This is a genomic window from Sphaerotilus hippei (assembly GCF_003201595.1).
GTDB classification, from domain to species: Bacteria; Pseudomonadota; Gammaproteobacteria; order Burkholderiales; family Burkholderiaceae_C; genus Sphaerotilus; species Sphaerotilus hippei.
The window spans coordinates 201501-217564 of the sequence record NZ_QJJS01000005.1 but is presented as its reverse complement, the minus strand read 5'-3'; the positions used below and the strand labels follow the sequence as shown (position 1 = coordinate 217564).

General features: G+C 72.4%; 16 protein-coding genes. 14 read left to right on the top strand and 2 right to left on the bottom strand.

What is annotated here, in order from left to right; translation table 11 throughout:
- On the bottom strand, positions 1 to 567 hold the full coding sequence (locus tag C7444_RS07685) for a hypothetical protein (RefSeq protein ID WP_146219362.1): 567 nt from the start codon (positions 565 to 567) through the stop codon (positions 1 to 3).
- 77 nt (positions 568 to 644) lie between these two features.
- Between C7444_RS07685 and gspG the strand changes: the two genes are divergently transcribed.
- The 12 genes from gspG (at position 645) to C7444_RS07625 (ending at position 12473) form a co-directional block, all read left to right on the top strand.
- Positions 645 to 1073, top strand: a complete 429-nt coding sequence (gene gspG, locus C7444_RS07680) for a type II secretion system major pseudopilin GspG (protein ID WP_110400253.1) — start codon at positions 645 to 647, stop codon at positions 1071 to 1073.
- A gap of 11 nt (positions 1074 to 1084) precedes the next feature.
- On the top strand, positions 1085 to 1570 hold the full coding sequence (locus C7444_RS07675) for a prepilin-type N-terminal cleavage/methylation domain-containing protein (protein WP_245909444.1): 486 nt from the start codon (positions 1085 to 1087) through the stop codon (positions 1568 to 1570).
- Positions 1567 to 1941, top strand: coding sequence for a type II secretion system minor pseudopilin GspI (gene gspI, locus C7444_RS07670; RefSeq protein WP_245909443.1), 375 nt, complete (start codon positions 1567 to 1569; stop codon positions 1939 to 1941). Before C7444_RS07675 ends, gspI begins: the two co-directional genes overlap by 4 nt.
- Before the next feature lie 6 nt (positions 1942 to 1947).
- Positions 1948 to 2619 carry a PulJ/GspJ family protein gene (locus tag C7444_RS07665; protein WP_110400251.1) on the top strand — a complete coding sequence of 224 codons (672 nt, stop codon included), beginning with the start codon at positions 1948 to 1950 and terminating at the stop codon, positions 2617 to 2619.
- Positions 2616 to 3608, top strand: coding sequence for a type II secretion system minor pseudopilin GspK (gene gspK, locus C7444_RS07660; RefSeq protein ID WP_110400250.1), 993 nt, complete (start codon positions 2616 to 2618; stop codon positions 3606 to 3608). Before C7444_RS07665 ends, gspK begins: the two co-directional genes overlap by 4 nt.
- A 71-nt stretch (positions 3609 to 3679) precedes the next feature.
- Complete coding sequence (gene gspL / locus C7444_RS07655) at positions 3680 to 5008, top strand: type II secretion system protein GspL (RefSeq protein ID WP_110400249.1); 1329 nt, start codon at positions 3680 to 3682, stop codon at positions 5006 to 5008.
- Entirely contained in the window at positions 5005 to 5529 is a 525-nt protein-coding gene (gspM, locus tag C7444_RS07650; protein ID WP_245909442.1) for a type II secretion system protein GspM, read from the top strand. Before gspL ends, gspM begins: the two co-directional genes overlap by 4 nt.
- Before the next feature lie 18 nt (positions 5530 to 5547).
- Positions 5548 to 6465, top strand: a complete 918-nt coding sequence (gene gspN / locus C7444_RS07645; protein WP_110400248.1) for a type II secretion system protein N — start codon at positions 5548 to 5550, stop codon at positions 6463 to 6465.
- Between the two features lie 2 nt (positions 6466 to 6467).
- Positions 6468 to 8702: a type II secretion system secretin GspD gene (gene gspD / locus C7444_RS07640; RefSeq protein WP_110400247.1), complete on the top strand. Its 2235-nt coding sequence runs from the start codon at positions 6468 to 6470 to the stop codon at positions 8700 to 8702.
- Positions 8703 to 8704: 2 nt separating this feature from the next.
- Entirely contained in the window at positions 8705 to 10126 is a 1422-nt protein-coding gene (gene gspE, locus C7444_RS07635) for a type II secretion system ATPase GspE (protein WP_110400246.1), read from the top strand.
- 6 nt (positions 10127 to 10132) lie between these two features.
- Positions 10133 to 11359, top strand: a complete 1227-nt coding sequence (gene gspF, locus C7444_RS07630) for a type II secretion system inner membrane protein GspF (RefSeq protein ID WP_110400245.1) — start codon at positions 10133 to 10135, stop codon at positions 11357 to 11359.
- 106 nt (positions 11360 to 11465) lie between these two features.
- Positions 11466 to 12473 (top strand): AAA family ATPase, encoded by a 1008-nt coding sequence (locus tag C7444_RS07625; RefSeq protein WP_110400244.1) that lies wholly within the window; start codon positions 11466 to 11468, stop codon positions 12471 to 12473.
- Here the strand turns inward: C7444_RS07625 and C7444_RS07620 are convergent.
- Positions 12450 to 13205: a Crp/Fnr family transcriptional regulator gene (locus C7444_RS07620; protein WP_110400243.1), complete on the bottom strand. Its 756-nt coding sequence runs from the start codon at positions 13203 to 13205 to the stop codon at positions 12450 to 12452. The two genes, C7444_RS07625 and C7444_RS07620, sit on opposite strands and share 24 nt — an antisense overlap.
- Before the next feature lie 112 nt (positions 13206 to 13317).
- Here C7444_RS07620 and C7444_RS07615 point away from each other — a divergent pair, with 112 nt between their 5' ends.
- A complete protein-coding gene (locus C7444_RS07615; RefSeq protein ID WP_110400242.1) occupies positions 13318 to 15264 on the top strand; it encodes an AMP-binding protein in 1947 nt (648 codons plus the stop codon).
- Positions 15261 to 16049, top strand: a complete 789-nt coding sequence (locus C7444_RS07610) for an ABC transporter ATP-binding protein (RefSeq protein ID WP_110400241.1) — start codon at positions 15261 to 15263, stop codon at positions 16047 to 16049. Before C7444_RS07615 ends, C7444_RS07610 begins: the two co-directional genes overlap by 4 nt.
- Positions 16050 to 16064 lie beyond the last annotated feature (15 nt).

The following is a 16064-nucleotide window of genomic DNA, read 5'->3' as shown; positions in this document are numbered from 1 at the left end:
TCAGCGCGGCGGCGAGGCGTCCGCTTCGCCGTCGGCCGGACGGGCCGGGGGCGCGGACGGAGGCGACAGGCCGACCGGCGGCGCGGGGTTGGCCTGGGCCGCGGGTGCGCCCGGGCCACCGGCCGCGTTCGCCAGCGTGGCGACGGTGGCCACCGGCAGCGGCGCCAGTTCCAGCACGATCGTCGCCGCCTGCCCCCTCGGGCCGAGCTCGACGCGCCGGGCCTCGATGCGCTGCACGATCAGGTCGCCGTCGACGACCTGGCCGGCCCGGAAGGTGCGCGGCGGCTGCTCATCGAACGCGAGCATCACGAGGCCGGACTCGTCCGGGCGGGCCGAAGCCACCACCCCGACGACACGGAAGCGACTCGCCACCGCGGGGGCGGGAGCCGGTGCGGCCGGGCCGCTGCGCAACAGCCGGGCCACGTCCCCGCGGGCGACCTGCTCGTTGCCGACCAGACGGGCCTCGGCAGGCACCGGAATCGACGACGCCGTCAGGCGCAACCCCCAGAACACCAGCGTTGCCGCGACGATCGCCCACACCCACCATGCTGTCCAACGTGCTGCCATGGGGGCGCATTATGATCGACGATCTGCCCGCCCCGGCGGGTCCGCCCCGACCCCTGCAACGATTCCCCCACCCCGCGATGAACAGCCTGAGACTTGCCGCGCAGCGCGGCTTCACCCTGATCGAACTGATGGTGGTGCTGGTCATCATCGGCGTGCTGGCCGCGCTGATCGTGCCCAACGTGCTGGACCGCGCCGACGACGCCCGCATCACCGCGGCCCGCACCGACGTCAACAACCTGATGCAGGCGCTCAAGCTCTACAAGCTCGACAACCAGCGCTACCCCACCGGCGAGCAGGGCCTGTCGGCGCTGGTCGCGCGCCCCACCGCCTCGCCGGTGCCGGGCAACTGGAAGCCTTACCTGGACAAGCTGCCCAACGACCCCTGGGGCCGCGGCTACCAGTTCGCCAACCCGGGCGTGAAAGGCGAGATCGACGTGTTCAGCCTCGGCGCCGACGGCCAGCCCGGCGGCGAGGGCAAGGACGCCGACCTCGGGTCCTGGCAATAAACGCCCCGCCCGTGCGGACCCGCGGCCGCGTGCCGACCCTGCCCGGACCGTCGCGCGGCTTCAGCCTGCTCGAGCTGATGGTGGTGGTGGCGATCATCGCGCTGGCCAGCGCGCTGGTCACGCTGGCCGTGCCGGATCCGGCCCACGCCCGGCTGGCGCGCGAAGGCGAGCGGCTGGCGCTGCTGCTCGAGGCCGGGCGGGCGCAGTCGCGGGCGCTGGGCATCGAGGTGCGCTGGGTGCCCGGCCCTTCGGCCCAGGGTGATGCACAGCAGGACTTCCGCTTCGAGGGCCTGCCGCCCCGCCACGCGCTGCCCGACCGCTGGCTCGACGCCGACAGCCACGCCCTGATCCAGGTCCGCCTGCCCGAGCGCCAGGCGATGGTGCGGCTGGGGCCCGACCCCATCCTGTCCGGGCAGCGCATCGAGCTGCTGATGGGCGACCGGCACCTGGTGCTGGCCACCGACGGCCTGGGGCCCTTTGCCGTGGTGAACGAATGAGGGCCGGCCCGGCGCAGCGCGGCATGACGCTGATCGAGGTGCTGGTCGCGCTGGCCATCGTGGCGGTGACGCTGGGGTCGGCGATGCGGGCCTCCGGCGCGCTGGTGCACAACACCGAACGCCTGGCCGACACGCTGGCCGCGCAGTGGTGCGCCGACAACCAGCTCACCGGGCTGCGCCTGCAGGGCCAGTTCCCCTCCGTCGGCGACAGCGACTTCAGCTGCGACCAGGCCGGCCGCAGCTACCGCGGCGTGCTGCAGGTGCGGCCCACGCCCAATCCGAACTTCCGCCGCGTCGACGTGCAGATGTTCGATGACCGCGGCGACGCGCTCGTGCGCCTGAGCACGGTCACGCCCCGCTACCGCTACTGAACGCCGATGCCCACCCGCCACCCCCCGGGGCCGCAGCGCCCGCACGGCTTCACGCTGATCGAGGTGATGGTCGCGCTGTTCATCTTCGCGGTCATGTCGGGCATGGCCTGGCAGGGCATCGCCAGCGTGATGCGCACCCGCGACGTGGCCCAGGCGCGCACCGACGGGCTGATGCGGCTGCAGACCGTGATGGCCCAGTGGGAAGCCGACCTCAAGGGGCTGGCCGACAGCGGCGTCGTGCCCGGGCTGGACTTCGAGGGCCCGCTGGTGCGCCTGACCCGCCGGCAGGCCGACGGCGTGCAGGTGGTCGTCTGGACGCTGCGCTCGGACGGCCTGCACCGCTGGACCGCACCGGCCGTGACCACCTCGGCCGCCCTGCAGGAGGCCTGGCTGCGCAGCCTGCAGCTGGTGGGCAACGACCCGGCCGACGTGCTGGTCATGCCCGGCGTGCAGGGCTGGCAGCTCTACACCATGCACGGCAGCGACACGACCTGGAGCAACGCCCAGTCCAGCGGCGACGTGATGGCCTCCGCCACGCCGGCCAGCGGTGGCGCCGGATCCGGCTCGTCCGGTGGCAGCGGCACGCGGCGCGAGGCCCTGCCCAAGGGCGTGCGCCTGGTGGTCGAGCCCGCCGGGGGCGGCACGATCACGCGTGACCTCAGGCTGGTGCACCCATGAGCGGCCGCCCCGCTCCGGCGCGGCGCCAGGCCGGTGCCGCGCTGCTCACCGCGATGATCATCGTGGCGCTGGTGGCCACGCTGGCCAGCGGCATGGTCTGGCAGCAGTGGCGCACGCTCCAGGTCGAGCAGGCCGAACGGGGCCAGGCCCAGGCCGCCTGGGTGCTGCAGGGCGCGCTCGACTGGACGCTGCTGATCCTGCGCGAGGATGCCCGCACCAAGGGCAGCGCGGCCGCGGTCGATCACCTCGGCGAGCCCTGGGCCGTGCCGCTGGCCGAAGCCCGGCTGTCGACCTTCCTGGCCGCGGACCGGGACCACAGCGACGATGCACCCGACGCTTTCCTGTCGGGCGCGATCAGCGACGCCCAGGCCCGCTACAACCTGCGCAACGTGGTGCAGCAGGGCAAGGTCGTGCCCGCCGAGCTGCTGACGCTGCAGCGGCTGTGCCGGCAGGTCGGCCTGGCCGAGGACACCGCCGACCGCCTGGCCAGCGCCCTGCGACGGGCCCAGCCCGCCAGCGGCGGCCAGGACAGCGACGGCGGCAGCGAGACCCCGCTGATGCCCGAGCGCGCCGAGCAGCTCGGCTGGCTGGGCCTGGACCCGCTCAGCCTGCAGCTGCTGCTGCCGCAGGTGACGCTGCTGCCCGTGGCGACCCCGGTCAACCTCAACACCGCCTCCCGGGAGGTGCTGGCCGCCGTGCTCGTGGGCAGCGACCTGGCCGGCGTGGACCGGCTGATCCAGCACCGCCGCAGCGATCCGCTGCGCAACATCGGCGACGCCACGCCGCTGCTGGGCGCGCAGGTCAGCCCGGACCCGGCCCGCACCAGCGTCAGCACCCAGTATTTCGAGGTGGTGGGCGCGCTGCGCACCGAAGACCTGGTGGTGACGCAGCGCTCGCTGATCGAACGCCGGGACATGAACAACCTGCGCATCCTGCGCACCGAGCGCATCGCGCCGGAGCGTGTGGCCAGCCCGGGTTTCCAGCCCTGAAATGAAACATCCGGCAGACGTCATCCTGTCGAATCGGCCCCCTACAATCGCCGGCACTTGCGCCCCCACCCATGAGCCTGCTCCTGATCCTGCTGCCCGCGCGACCGCGCTGGCACCCCCTTCAACCGGTCGTGCCACCGACCGTCCCGGCCGGTGGTGCGGCGCTGGCCGGCGCCGAGTTCCGCTATGCGCTGAGCACCGACGGGCGCGGCATCAGCAGCGAAGGCTGCTGCGCCGCCGCGCTGCTGCCCGCGGCCAGCCAGACGGTGCTGGTGATCGGTGACAGCGACATCAGCTTCCACCGCCTGACCTGCCCGAAGGCGCCTCCGGCCCGCATGGCCGCCGCCCTGGCCGGCCTGCTCGAGGAGGCGCTGCTCGACGAACCCGAGCAGGTGCACCTCGCGCTGGCCCCCGACAGCCGACCCGGCCAGCCGACCTGGGTCGCCTGCTGTGACCGCGCCTGGCTGACCGGTGCGCTCGAGACGCTGGAGCAGCAGCACCGCCGCGTCGACCGGGTCGTGCCGATGCTGTCCCCGCCCGAGCCGGTCGATCCGGACGCGGTGCCCGATCCGGCGGCGGCGCACCCGACGGTGCGCCTGCACCTGCATGCGGCCCCCGGGCTGCAGGAACGCGAGGACGCCCTGATGGTCGTCACCTGCGTCGATGCGCGGGGCGTCTCGACCTGGCCGGCCCAGGGCAGCGGCGCCCGCCACTGGCTGCGCCAGCTCGGCGACGGGCCGATCGAGGCCAGCGCCAGCCCGAAGATGGCCGCGCAGGCCGAGCAGTGGCTGGGCCGGCCGGTGCAGGTGCGGCCGGTGGCCGAGCGCCTGCTGGCCGCGCAGACCAGCCCCTGGCAGCTGCGCCAGTTTGCGCTGGCGCCCCGCCACCGCGGGCTGGCCGTGCTGCGCGAGCGCTGGCAGCGGCTGCGCTCGCCGGACTGGCGCCCCGTGCGCTGGGGGCTGGCCGCCCTGGTGGCGGTGCAGCTGATCGGCCTGAACGCCTGGGCCTGGCATGAACGCCGCGGCCTGCAGCAGCGCCGCGAGGCGGTGATGCAGATCATGCGCAGCAGCCACCCGCAGGTGCGCGCCATCCTCGACGCCCCGATCCAGATGCAGCGCGAGAACGACCGCCTGCGCGCCGCCGCCGGCCGACCGGGTGACAGCGATCTGGAGCCGATGCTGCAGGCCGCCGCCACCGCCTGGCCGGGGTCCGCCCCGGCGCAGAGCCTGCGCTACACCCCCGGCGAGCTGACGCTGACCGGGCCGGGCCTCGACGAGACCGGGCAGGAGCGCATGCGCACCCTGCTGCAGCCCTCGGGCTGGCAGGTCGAAGCCCGCGCCGGCAGCGTCACCCTGCGCCGCCTGCCGGCCGCCACACGACCCGACGGAAGCCCGCGATGATGCCCCTGCGCCGCCCCGCACCGAACGCCGCCCGGACCACCGGCGACGCCCTCGATCCCTGGCGGGCCCGCTGGCGCACGCTGGGGGCCCGCGAGCAGCGCGCCCTGCTGTTCGCCGCCGGCCTGATCGCCGTGGCGCTGACCTGGAGCGTGGCGCTGGCCCCCGCCTGGCGCACGCTGCGCAGCGCAGCGGCCCAGCGCACCGAACTCGACACCCAGCTCGCCCGCATGCAGCTGATGGCGGCCGAAGCCCGTGCGCTGCGCGCCTTGCCCGCCGTCGCGCCCGAGGCCGCCCGGCAGGCGCTGCAGGCGGCGACCGAACGCCTGGGCGCCGGCGCCCGGCTGACGCTCACCGGCGAGCAGGCCAGCGTCAGCCTCACGGCCGTGCCGTCCGACGCCCTGACCGCCTGGCTGGGCGAGGTGCGCAGCGCCGCCCGGGCCCGGGTGGTCGACCTGCAGCTGCAGCGCCAGGGCAACGGCTACACCGGCACCGTGGTGCTGGCGCTGCTGCATCCGGCCTGAAGCGCCCGCCGGTCCCCCATGCCTCTGCTGCCCCGCGCCCGCCGCCCGCCCCGACCGGAACTGCGCCTGCCGGCCACGGTCCGGGCGCCCCGCCCGGCGGGTCGTCCGTCCTCCGGCCTCGACCCCTGGGCCGCCGAGCTGGCCCGCGTGCGGCGCTGGGCCGTCGGCGGGCTGCTGACGGGGGCGCTGGTCGCGCTGATCGTGTTCGCGCCGGCCTCGTGGCTGGCGGCCGCGGTGGCGCAGGCCACGCAGGGCCGGGTGCTGCTGGCCGATGCCCGCGGCACGGTCTGGACCGGCAACGCCGTGATGGTGCTCGGCGGCGGCCCGGGCAGCGGCGACGCCAGCACCCTGCCCGGCCGGCTGAACTGGACGCTGCGCCCGGCCGGCACCGCCCTGCGCCTGGCGCTGCAGCAGGCCTGCTGCCTGAGCGGCACGCTGGCGCTGCGCATCGCCCCCGGCCTGGGGCAGGTCAGCGCCACGCTGGAACCCGGCAGCGGCGACGCCGGCTGGCTGGCCCAGTGGCCGGCCGCGCTGCTCACCGGGCTGGGCACGCCCTGGAACACGGTGCAGCCCGGTGGCGCGCTGCGGCTGTCCAGCTCCGGCCTGACGCTGCAATGGGCGGCCGGACGTTTTGCCCTGACCGGCGAGGCGACGCTGGAACTGCGTGACCTGTCCTCCCGGCTGACCACGCTCGAGCGCCTGGGCAGCTACCGGCTGGCGGTGCGCAGCGACGCCAGCGAAGCCGGCATCGCCCAGGTGGAGCTGACCACCCTCGACGGCGCGCTGCGCCTGGAGGCCCGGGGCAGCTGGAGCCGCAGCGGCCTGCGCCTGCGCGGCGAGGCCCGTGCCGAGCCCGATGCCCAGGGCGCCCTCGACAACCTGCTCAACATCATCGGACGGCGCGACGGCGCCCGCTCCGTGCTCACGATCGGATGACCATGACGCAACGCCCTCTGCACCTGCCCCGGCGTGCCCTCTGCGCGACCCTGCTCGCCAGCCTGTCGATCGCCCCGGCGCTGCCGGTCCGGGCCCAGGCCCAGAAACCGGGACGCACCGTGGTGGCCGAGAAGGTCACGGTGCGCTTCGTCAACGCCGAGATCGAGGCCGTGTCGCGGGCGATCGCGGCCATGGTCAAGCGGCCGATCCTGGTGGACCCGCGCGTCAAGGGCACGATGACGCTCTACAGCGAACAGCCGCTGAGCACCGCCGAGGCCTTCCAGACCTACCTGTCGACGCTGCGCGGGCTGGGCTTCGCGGCCGTCGAGGTCGCCGGCCTGCTGAAGGTGGTGCCCGAGGCGGACGCCAAGCTGCAGACCGGCTCGGTGTCGGTCGGCGAGGTCGCGCGGCGTGGCGACCAGATCGTCACCCAGGTCTTCCGCCTGCAGCACGAGAACCCGAACAACCTGGTGACGGTGCTGCGCCCGCTGATCTCGCCCAACAACACCATCAACGCCAACCCGGGCAACCAGACCCTGGTGGTGACCGACTACGCCGACAACCTGCAGCGCATCGCGCGCATCATCGCGGCGCTGGACACCGCGGGCACGACCGACGTCGAGGTCATCCCGGTGCAGCACACCGTCGCCGCGGACCTGGCGCAGATGGTGTCGAAGTTCATCGACAGCTCCGGCACCGGCACGGCCGCCGCCGGCTCCCTGGCCACCGGGACGGCGGGTGGCGCCTCGGTGATCGCCGACGCCCGCACCAACGCCCTGCTCGTGCGGGCGCCCACCGCCGTGCGGCTGGCGCAGATCCGCGCGGTCATCGACAAGCTCGACCGCCCCGCCAGCGCGCAGAACCCGGCCGGCAACATCCACGTGGTCTACCTGCGCAACGCCGACGCCACCAAGCTCGCGGCCGTGCTGCGGGCGGCCTACAGCGCCAGCGGCTCGGGCAGCGGCACCGGCGGCTCGACCGGCAGCGCCGGGGGCAGCACCGGCATGACCCCCGCGAGCGGCAGCCTGGGCAGCACCGGGGCCGGCAGCAGCGCCGGCGCCTCGACCCAGAGCACCGCGCCGGTGGCCGCGGCCGCCAGCCCGTCGACCGGCGGCTTCGTGCAGGCCGACCCGGCCACCAACTCGCTGATCATCACCGCGCCCGACCCGGTCTACCGCCAGCTGCGCGCGGTCATCGACCAGCTCGACGCGCGGCGCGCGCAGGTCTACGTCGAGTCGATGATCGTCAAGATGGACGCCACCAAGGCCGCCGAGTACGGCTTCCAGTGGCAGGGCCTGCTGAGCAACGGCAGCAACTCGACCGGCCTGTACGCCGGCACCAACTACAGCACCGGCAGCGGCACCAACCTGGCCAGCGCGACCATCGCCACCACCACCGGCTCGACCTCCGGGGTCAGCGTGGGCACCGGCCTGAACATCGGCCTGATCCAGAAGATCGCCGGGGTCTACACGCTGGGGGCGCTGGCGCGTTTCCTCGAGTCGGAGACCGGGGCCAACGTGCTGTCCACGCCCAACCTGGTGACGCTGGACAACGAGGAGGCCAAGATCGTGATCGGCCAGAACGTGCCCTTCATCACCGGCTCCTACACCTCCAGCACCAGCACCAGCAGCAGCTCGGTCAACCCCTTCCAGACCGTCGAGCGCAAGGACGTCGGCCTGACGCTGCGCGTCAAGCCGCAGATCGGCGAGAACGGCACGGTGCGCATGGTGATCTACCAGGAGAACTCCTCGGTGGTCGAGAGCACCGTCTCCAACAGCGCCGGACCCCGCACCGACAAGAGCGCGATCGAGACCACCGTCGTGGTCGACGACGGCCAGATGCTGGTGCTCGGCGGCCTGCTCAAGGACGAATACACCGACGGCGAGGACCGCGTGCCCGGCCTGGCCAGCGTGCCGCTGGTCGGCGGCCTGTTCAAGTCGGCCGCCCGCAAGCGCATCAAGACCAATCTGCTGGTCTTCCTGCGCCCGGTGGTCATGCGCAACCAGGGCGAGGCCGACCAGCTGACGCTGAACCGCTACGACGCGATCCGTGCCGCCCAGCAGGACGGCCAGCCCAAGCCCTCGAGGGTCACCAGCATCAACGAAGGACCGCAGCTGCCCGAGAATCCGGCCGCGGCCACGCTGGTCCGCCCCGCGGCGCCCTCCGCCAGCGCCCCTGCCGGCACGCCGGTGAGCCCGCCGGCCGGCCCGGCCACCGAACCCGCTCCCGCCCGCTGACCATGGCGCACCGCTACCTGCTGCCCTATTCCTGGGCCAAGACGCACGGCCTGCTGCTCGAGGACGACGGCCGCTCGCTGACGCTGTCGACCTCGCCGGCCACCCCGGCGGCGGCGCTGGCCGAGGTGCTGCGCCTCTACGCCGTCGACACCCTCGACCACGAGGAGCCGGCGCTGCTGGCGCAGCGCATCGCCCAGGCCTATGCCGGCAGCGAGTCGAGCGCGGCCACCGTGATCGGCGAGGTCGAGAGCGCGGTCGACCTCAGCCGCATGATGCAGGACCTGCCCGCGGTGGAGGACCTGCTCGAGGCCGCCAACGACGCGCCGATCATCCGCATGCTCAACGCGCTGCTGACGCAGGCGGCCAAGGACGGCGCGAGCGACATCCACATCGAGCCCTACGAGCGCAGCTCGGCGGTGCGCTTTCGCGTCGACGGCACGCTGCGCGAGGTGGTGCAGCCCAACAAGGCGCTGCACGCCGCGCTGATCAGCCGGCTGAAGATCATGGCCGAGCTCGACATCGCCGAGAAGCGCCTGCCGCAGGACGGGCGCATCTCGCTGCGCATCGGCGGACGCGCGATCGACGTGCGCGTCTCGACGCTGCCCGGCGTGCACGGCGAACGGGCCGTGCTGCGCCTGCTCGACAAGGGCGAGGCGAAATTCTCGCTGCCCGGCCTGGGCATGCAGGGCGCGACCTACCAGCGCTTCTCGAGCCTGATCCAGCAGCCGCACGGCATCGTGCTCGTGACCGGCCCGACCGGCTCGGGCAAGACCACCACGCTCTACGCCGCGCTCGGCCAGGTCGACACCAGCACGACCAACGTGCTGACCGTGGAAGACCCGGTCGAGTACGAACTCGGCGGCATCGGCCAGACCCAGGTCAACGCCAGGATCGACCTGACCTTCGCCAAGGCGCTGCGCGCCATCCTGCGCCAGGATCCGGACGTGATCATGATCGGCGAGATCCGTGACCACGAGACCGCGCAGATCGCGGTGCAGGCCTCGCTGACCGGTCACCTGGTGCTGGCCACGCTGCACACCAACGACGCGACCAGCGCCGTCACCCGCCTGACCGACATGGGGATCGAGCCCTTCCTGCTCAGCTCCAGTCTGCTGGGCGTGCTGGCGCAGCGCCTGGTGCGCCGGCTCTGCCCGAGCTGCAAGCGCCAGGGTGACGACGGGCACTGGCACCCGGTGGGCTGCGACGACTGCGGCCAGACCGGCTACAAGGGCCGCACCGGCGTCTACGAGCTGATGACGGTCGGCGACGAGGTGCGGGCGCTGATCCACGGCCACGCGGCCGAGTCCGAGCTGCTCGCCGCCGCCCGCCGCAACGGCCTGCTGACGATGCGCGAGGACGGCGAGCGCCTGGTCGCCAGCGGCGAGACCTCGCTCGAAGAGCTGCTGCGCGTGACCCGCGACTGAGACCCCATGCCCGCCTACCGTTTCGAAGCCCTGGACGCCGCGGGCAAGACCCACACCGGCCTGCTCGACGCCGACAACGCCCGGGCCGTGCGCACCCAGCTGCGCGCGCGCGAGCTGGTGCCGCTGGACGTGCAGCCGGTGGGCAGCGAGGCCAGCCGCGAGGCCGCGGCCGCCGGTGGCGGCTTCATGCGCCGGCGCGCCTTCAACGCCACCGCGCTGGCCATCTGGACCCGCCAGCTCGCCGGCCTGGTCGGTGCTGGCCTGCCGCTGGAGCGGGCGCTGACCGCACTGGCCGAGGAGGCCGAGGACCCGCGCCAGCAGGACCTGCTGGCCGAGCTGCGCGCCGAGGTCAACGCCGGCTCGACCTTCGCCCGCGCGCTGGGCAGCGCGCCGCGCGAGTTCGATCCGGTCTACCGCGCCGTGGTCGCCGCCGGCGAGCAGAGCGGCCAGCTCGGCCGGGTGCTCGAGCGCCTGGCCGACGACCTCGAGGAGCGCCAGGCGCTCCAGGCCAAGCTGATCGGCGCGGCGCTCTACCCGGCCATCGTCTCGCTGGTCGCGGTGGTCATCGTCATCTTCCTGGTCACCTACGTCGTGCCGCAGGTGGCCCAGGTGTTCGCCGGCAGCAAGCAGACCCTGCCCTGGCTGACCAGCGCGATGCTGGCCATCAGCGCCACGCTGCGCCAGTGGGGCTGGCTGATCGCGCTGCTGCTTGCCGCCGGCGTCGGTGGCCTGGTGCTGGCCCGGCGCCAGCCCGCCACCCGCCTGAAGCTGGACGCGGCCTACCTGAGGCTGCCGCTGCTCGGGCGGCTCGCCCGGGGCTACAACGCCGCCCGCTTCGCCAGCACGCTGGCGATGCTGGCCGGCTCGGGCGTGCCCATCCTGAAGGCGCTGCAGGCGGCGGCCGAGACGCTCTCCAACGCCGCGATGCAGGCCGACGCGATGGACGCGCTGGTGCAGGTGCGCGAAGGGGCGCCGCTGGCCTCGGCGCTGGCCGGCAAGAAACGCTTTCCGGGCCTGCTGGCCATGTTCGCCCGCCTGGGCGAGCAGACCGGCGAGCTGCCGCGCATGCTCGACCGCGCCGCCGCGCAGCTGGGCGCCGAGGTGCAGCGCCGGGCGATGGCGGTGGCCACCCTCCTGGAGCCGCTGCTCATCGTCGCCATGGGCCTGGTCGTGATGCTGATCGTGCTGGCGGTGCTGATGCCGATCATCCAGCTCAACACCTGGGTGCGCTGAGCCCCCCATGCCTGCGTTTGGGGGGGACATGCCGGGTTACTTCCAGGGCTGGCTTGCGGCGTGCTTTGCTTCAATGGTGTGACACCCAGCGCTTCAGGAGGTTTGCATGAGCTCCCCTTCCACCGAACTGGTCTGTACCGGGCCGCGCCCAGGCGCGATCCCGATCGCCCAGATGCGTCACCTCTACCAGGTGAACGAGGTTGAAAAGCGGCTGACCAAGCTGCCGGCCAAGGAGCACGAGCACCTGCGCGCGACCTACGAGCGCATGCTGGAGAAGGGACCGGAGCGCTTCCAGGTCAAGCCCTCGGGCCTGCCGGCCATGGACCACCTCTACGACGAGCTGCCCAACTTCCACCCGGTGCTCGACGACGTGCGCCGCCAGATCGCGCTGTGCGAGGACAGCCGCGACGCGCTGGAGATCACGCCGATGCTGCTGCTGGGCCCGCCGGGCGTGGGCAAGACCCACTTCGCCCGCCACATCGCCCAGCTGCTGGGCACCGGCCTGGGCTTCGTCTCGATGAGCTCGCTGACCGCCGGCTGGGTGCTGTCGGGCTCGTCGAGCCAGTGGAAGGGCGCGCGCCCGGGCAAGGTCTTCGAGACCCTGGTCGACGGCGCCTACGCCAACCCGGTCATCGTCGTCGACGAGATCGACAAGGCCGGTGGCGAGCACGCCTACGACCCGCTGGGCTCGCTCTACGGCCTGCTCGAGCACGACACCGCCCACAGCTTCATCGACGAGTTCGCCGAGGTGCCGATCGACGCCAGCCAGGTGATCTGGGTGGCCACCGCCAACGACGAGCGCTGCATCCCCGAGCCCATCCTCAACCGCATGAACGTGTTCGAGGTGCAGATGCCCGATCGTGAGGCGGCACGCCGCATCGCGGTGCGCCTCTACCAGGGCATCCGCGCCGCCCACGACTGGGGCCGGCGCTTCGACGAGCGGCCCGGCGACGACGTGCTCGACGGCCTGAGCGAACTCGCGCCGCGCGAGATGCGCCGCGCCTGGATGACCGCCTTCGGCAACGCCAAGCTGGCCCGGCGCGACCGCATCGAGGTGGCCGACCTGCCCGACACCGGCGCCGGCAAGCGCTCAACGATCGGCTTCGTGCACTGAGGGCGACGGCGGGGCCGGCCGGGCGCCGCGCACGTACTGCCGCAGGCCCGGCAGGTCCAGCACCCGCACGCCGCCGTAGTCGATGCGGATGTAGCCGCCCGACTGCAGCGTGCGCAGGGCCTCGTTGACCCGCTGGCGCGACAGGCCCACGAGGTAGGCGAGCTCCTGCTGCGTGATGCGCAGCAGCTCGCCCACGCCCGGATAGAGCACCGGGTTGAACAGCGCGGCCAGGTTGCGCGCGACCCGCGCATCGGGCTGGTCGAGCCGGTCGATCTCGCGCGCGGCGATGAACTGGCCCAGCCGTTCGTTGAGCTGGTTGAGCACGAAACGGTTGAAGCCGATGCTGCGCTCGAGCAGTTCGTGGAAGGTCTCCAGCGGAATGCCCGCCACCGTGCTGCGGCGCAGGGCCTCGATGTTGTAGCGGTAGCTCTCGCGCTTGAGCAGCGTGCCCTCGCCGAACCAGGCGCCCGGCGGCACGCCCGTGAAGGTGATCGGCGTGCCGTCGACGGTGTCGTTGCTCATCTTGAGCAGGCCGTCGATCAGGCCGAACCAGTAGCTGGCCGGACGCCCGATGCGGCACAGCAGCACCCCCGGCTCGACCTCCACCACCTGCAGCTGCGCCGCCACGCGCCCGCGTTCGTCAGCTTCGAGAAAGCGCAGCCAGGGAATGCTGGCCAGCTCCCGCCCGGTGGGCGCTCGAGCCCGCTCCCGCAAGGAATTGAGGGTGGTCATGGTCGGGGGTTATAGAGCTTGGGACAGTCCCTAGGATTGTCGTCAGGCCGACACCCGGACGTCAAACGGCTTCGTAGGATGCCTCCAGAACAAGAAGCGAAGGAGATTCCTGGTGAGCACCACATTTCCGCGACTGCTGCTGGAGCACGCCCAGCGCCGGCCCCTGGCCCCTGCCCTGCGCGAGAAGCAGTACGGCATCTGGCAGACCCTGAACTGGAGCGCGCTGGCCGAGCTGGTGCGTGACCTGGCCGGTGGCCTGGCCGCCGCCGGGCTGCAGCGGGGCCAGCACCTGGTCATCATCGGCGAGAACCGGCCGCGGCTGTCGGCCACGATGATCGCCGCGCAGGTGCTGGGCGCCATCCCCGTGCCGCTGTACCAGGACGCCGTGGCGGCCGAATGCGTCTTCCCGCTCAACAACGCCGAGGTCGCGTTCGTGGTGGTCGAGGACCAGGAGCAGGTCGACAAGATGCTGGAGATCCGCGAGCAGTGCCCGCAGCTCACGCACCTCTGGTACGACGACGGGCGCGGCCTGCGCAAGTACGACGAGCCGGGCCTGGCCTCGCTGGACCAGCTGATCGAGGCCGGCCGCGCCCATGCCCGCGAGCACGCCGGCTTCTTCGACGCCGCCGTGCAGGCCACGCGGCCCGGCGACGTGGCGGCGATGTTCTTCACCTCGGGCACCACCGGCAACGCCAAGGGCGTGGTGCACACGCATGACAACCTGATCGACCGCGCCGGCGCCGGGGCCCGCTTCGACCGGCTGACCGAGCGCGAGGAGGTGCTGGCCTACCTGCCCCCGGCCTGGATCGGCCAGAACATCTTCAGCTACGCCCAGTGGCTGGTGTGCGGCTACGTGGTGAACTGCCCCGAGTCGACCGCGACGGTGACCATCGACCTCAAGGAGATCGGGCCGACCTACTACTTCGCCCCGCCGCGCATCTTCGAGGGCCTGCTGACCAGCGTGATGATCCGCATGGAGGACGCGAGCCGGCCGAAGAAGTGGCTGTTCGACCGCTGCATGGCGCTGGCTCGCCGCGTGGGCCCGTCGCTGATGGACGGCAAGCCGGTGGGCGGCCTCGACCGGCTGCTGCATGCGCTGGGCGACCTGTGCATCTACGGCCCGCTGCGCAACACGCTGGGGCTGTCGCGGGTGCGGGTGGCCTACACGGCCGGCGAGGCGATCGGCCCCGACCTGTTCACCTTCTACCGCTCGATCGGCATCAACCTCAAGCAGCTCTACGGCTCGACCGAGACCGCCGTGTTCGTCTGCCTGCAGCCCGATCACGAGGCCCGGGCCGACACCGTGGGCGTGCCCATCGAGGGCGTGCAGATCAAGCTCGCCCCGAACGGCGAGATCCTGGTCAAGTCGCCCGGCCTGCTCAAGGGCTACTACAAGAACCCGGCGGCCACCGCCGAGGTGCTCAGCGACGACGGCTGGTATCACACCAGCGACGCGGGCTTCATCGATGCCTGCGGGCACCTGAAGATCATCGACCGCGTCAAGGACGTGGGCCGGCTGCAGGGCGGCCCGCACGACGGCGCGATGTTCGCGCCCAAGTACGTCGAGAACAAGCTGAAGTTCTTCCCCTACATCAAGGAGGCGGTCGCCTTCGGCCACGGCCGCGACCGGGTCTGCGCCTTCCTCAACATCGACATGGAAGCGGTGGGCAACTGGGCCGAGCGGCGCAACCTGGCCTATGCCGGTTATGCCGACCTGGCCAGCAAGCCCGAGGTGCTCGAGCTGATGCGCGAGTGCGTCGAGAAGGTCAACGCCGACCTCGCCCAGGACACGCTGCTGGCGGGCAGCCAGATCCACCGCACGCTGGTGCTGCACAAGGAGCTCGACGCCGACGACGGCGAGATGACCCGCACCCGCAAGGTCAAGCGTGGCGCCATCGCCGACAAGTACAAGGTGCTGGTCGACGCGATGTACGGCGGCCTGTCGTCGCAGTACATCGAGACGGCGGTGAAGTTCGAGGACGGCCGCAGCGGCAGCGTCTCGGCCACGCTGGCGATCATCGACACGAAGACCTTCCCTGCCGTGAAGAGGGCTGCATGAGCAAAGACCAGCAGAGCGGGGACGTGATCCTCGACGTGCGCAACATCTCGCTGCGCTTCGGCGGCGTGAAGGCGCTCACCGACATCAGCTTCGACGTGCGCGAGCACGAGATCCGCTCGATCATCGGCCCCAACGGTGCCGGCAAGAGCTCGATGCTCAACTGCATCAACGGCGTCTACGCGCCTCAGGAAGGCTCGATCACCTTCCGCGGCCGGACCTTCGGCCACATGAACAGCCGCCAGGTCGCCGAGATGGGCGTGGCGCGCACCTTCCAGAACCTGGCGCTGTTCAAGGGCATGAGCGTGATCGACAACCTGATGACCGGGCGCAACCTGAAGATGAGGAGCAACCTCTTCCTGCAGGCGCTGCGCTGGGGGCCGGCGCAGCGCGAGGAGGAGGCGCACCGCGAGTTCGTCGAGCACATCATCGACTTCCTCGAGATCCAGGCGCACCGCAAGACCCCGGTCGGCCGCCTGCCCTACGGCCTGCAGAAGCGCGTCGACCTGGGCCGCGCGCTGGCGATGGAGCCGCAGGTGCTGCTGCTCGACGAGCCGATGGCGGGCATGAACGTCGAGGAGAAACAGGACATGTGCCGCTTCATCCTCGACGTCAACGACGAGTTCGGCAGCACCATCGTGCTGATCGAGCACGACATGGGCGTGGTCATGGACATCAGCGACCGCGTCGTGGTGCTCGACTACGGCAAGAAGATCGGCGATGGCAGCCCCGACGAGGTGCGTGCCAACGAGGACGTGATCCGGGCCTACCTCGGCACCAGCCACTGAACGCGTGCAGGAGCA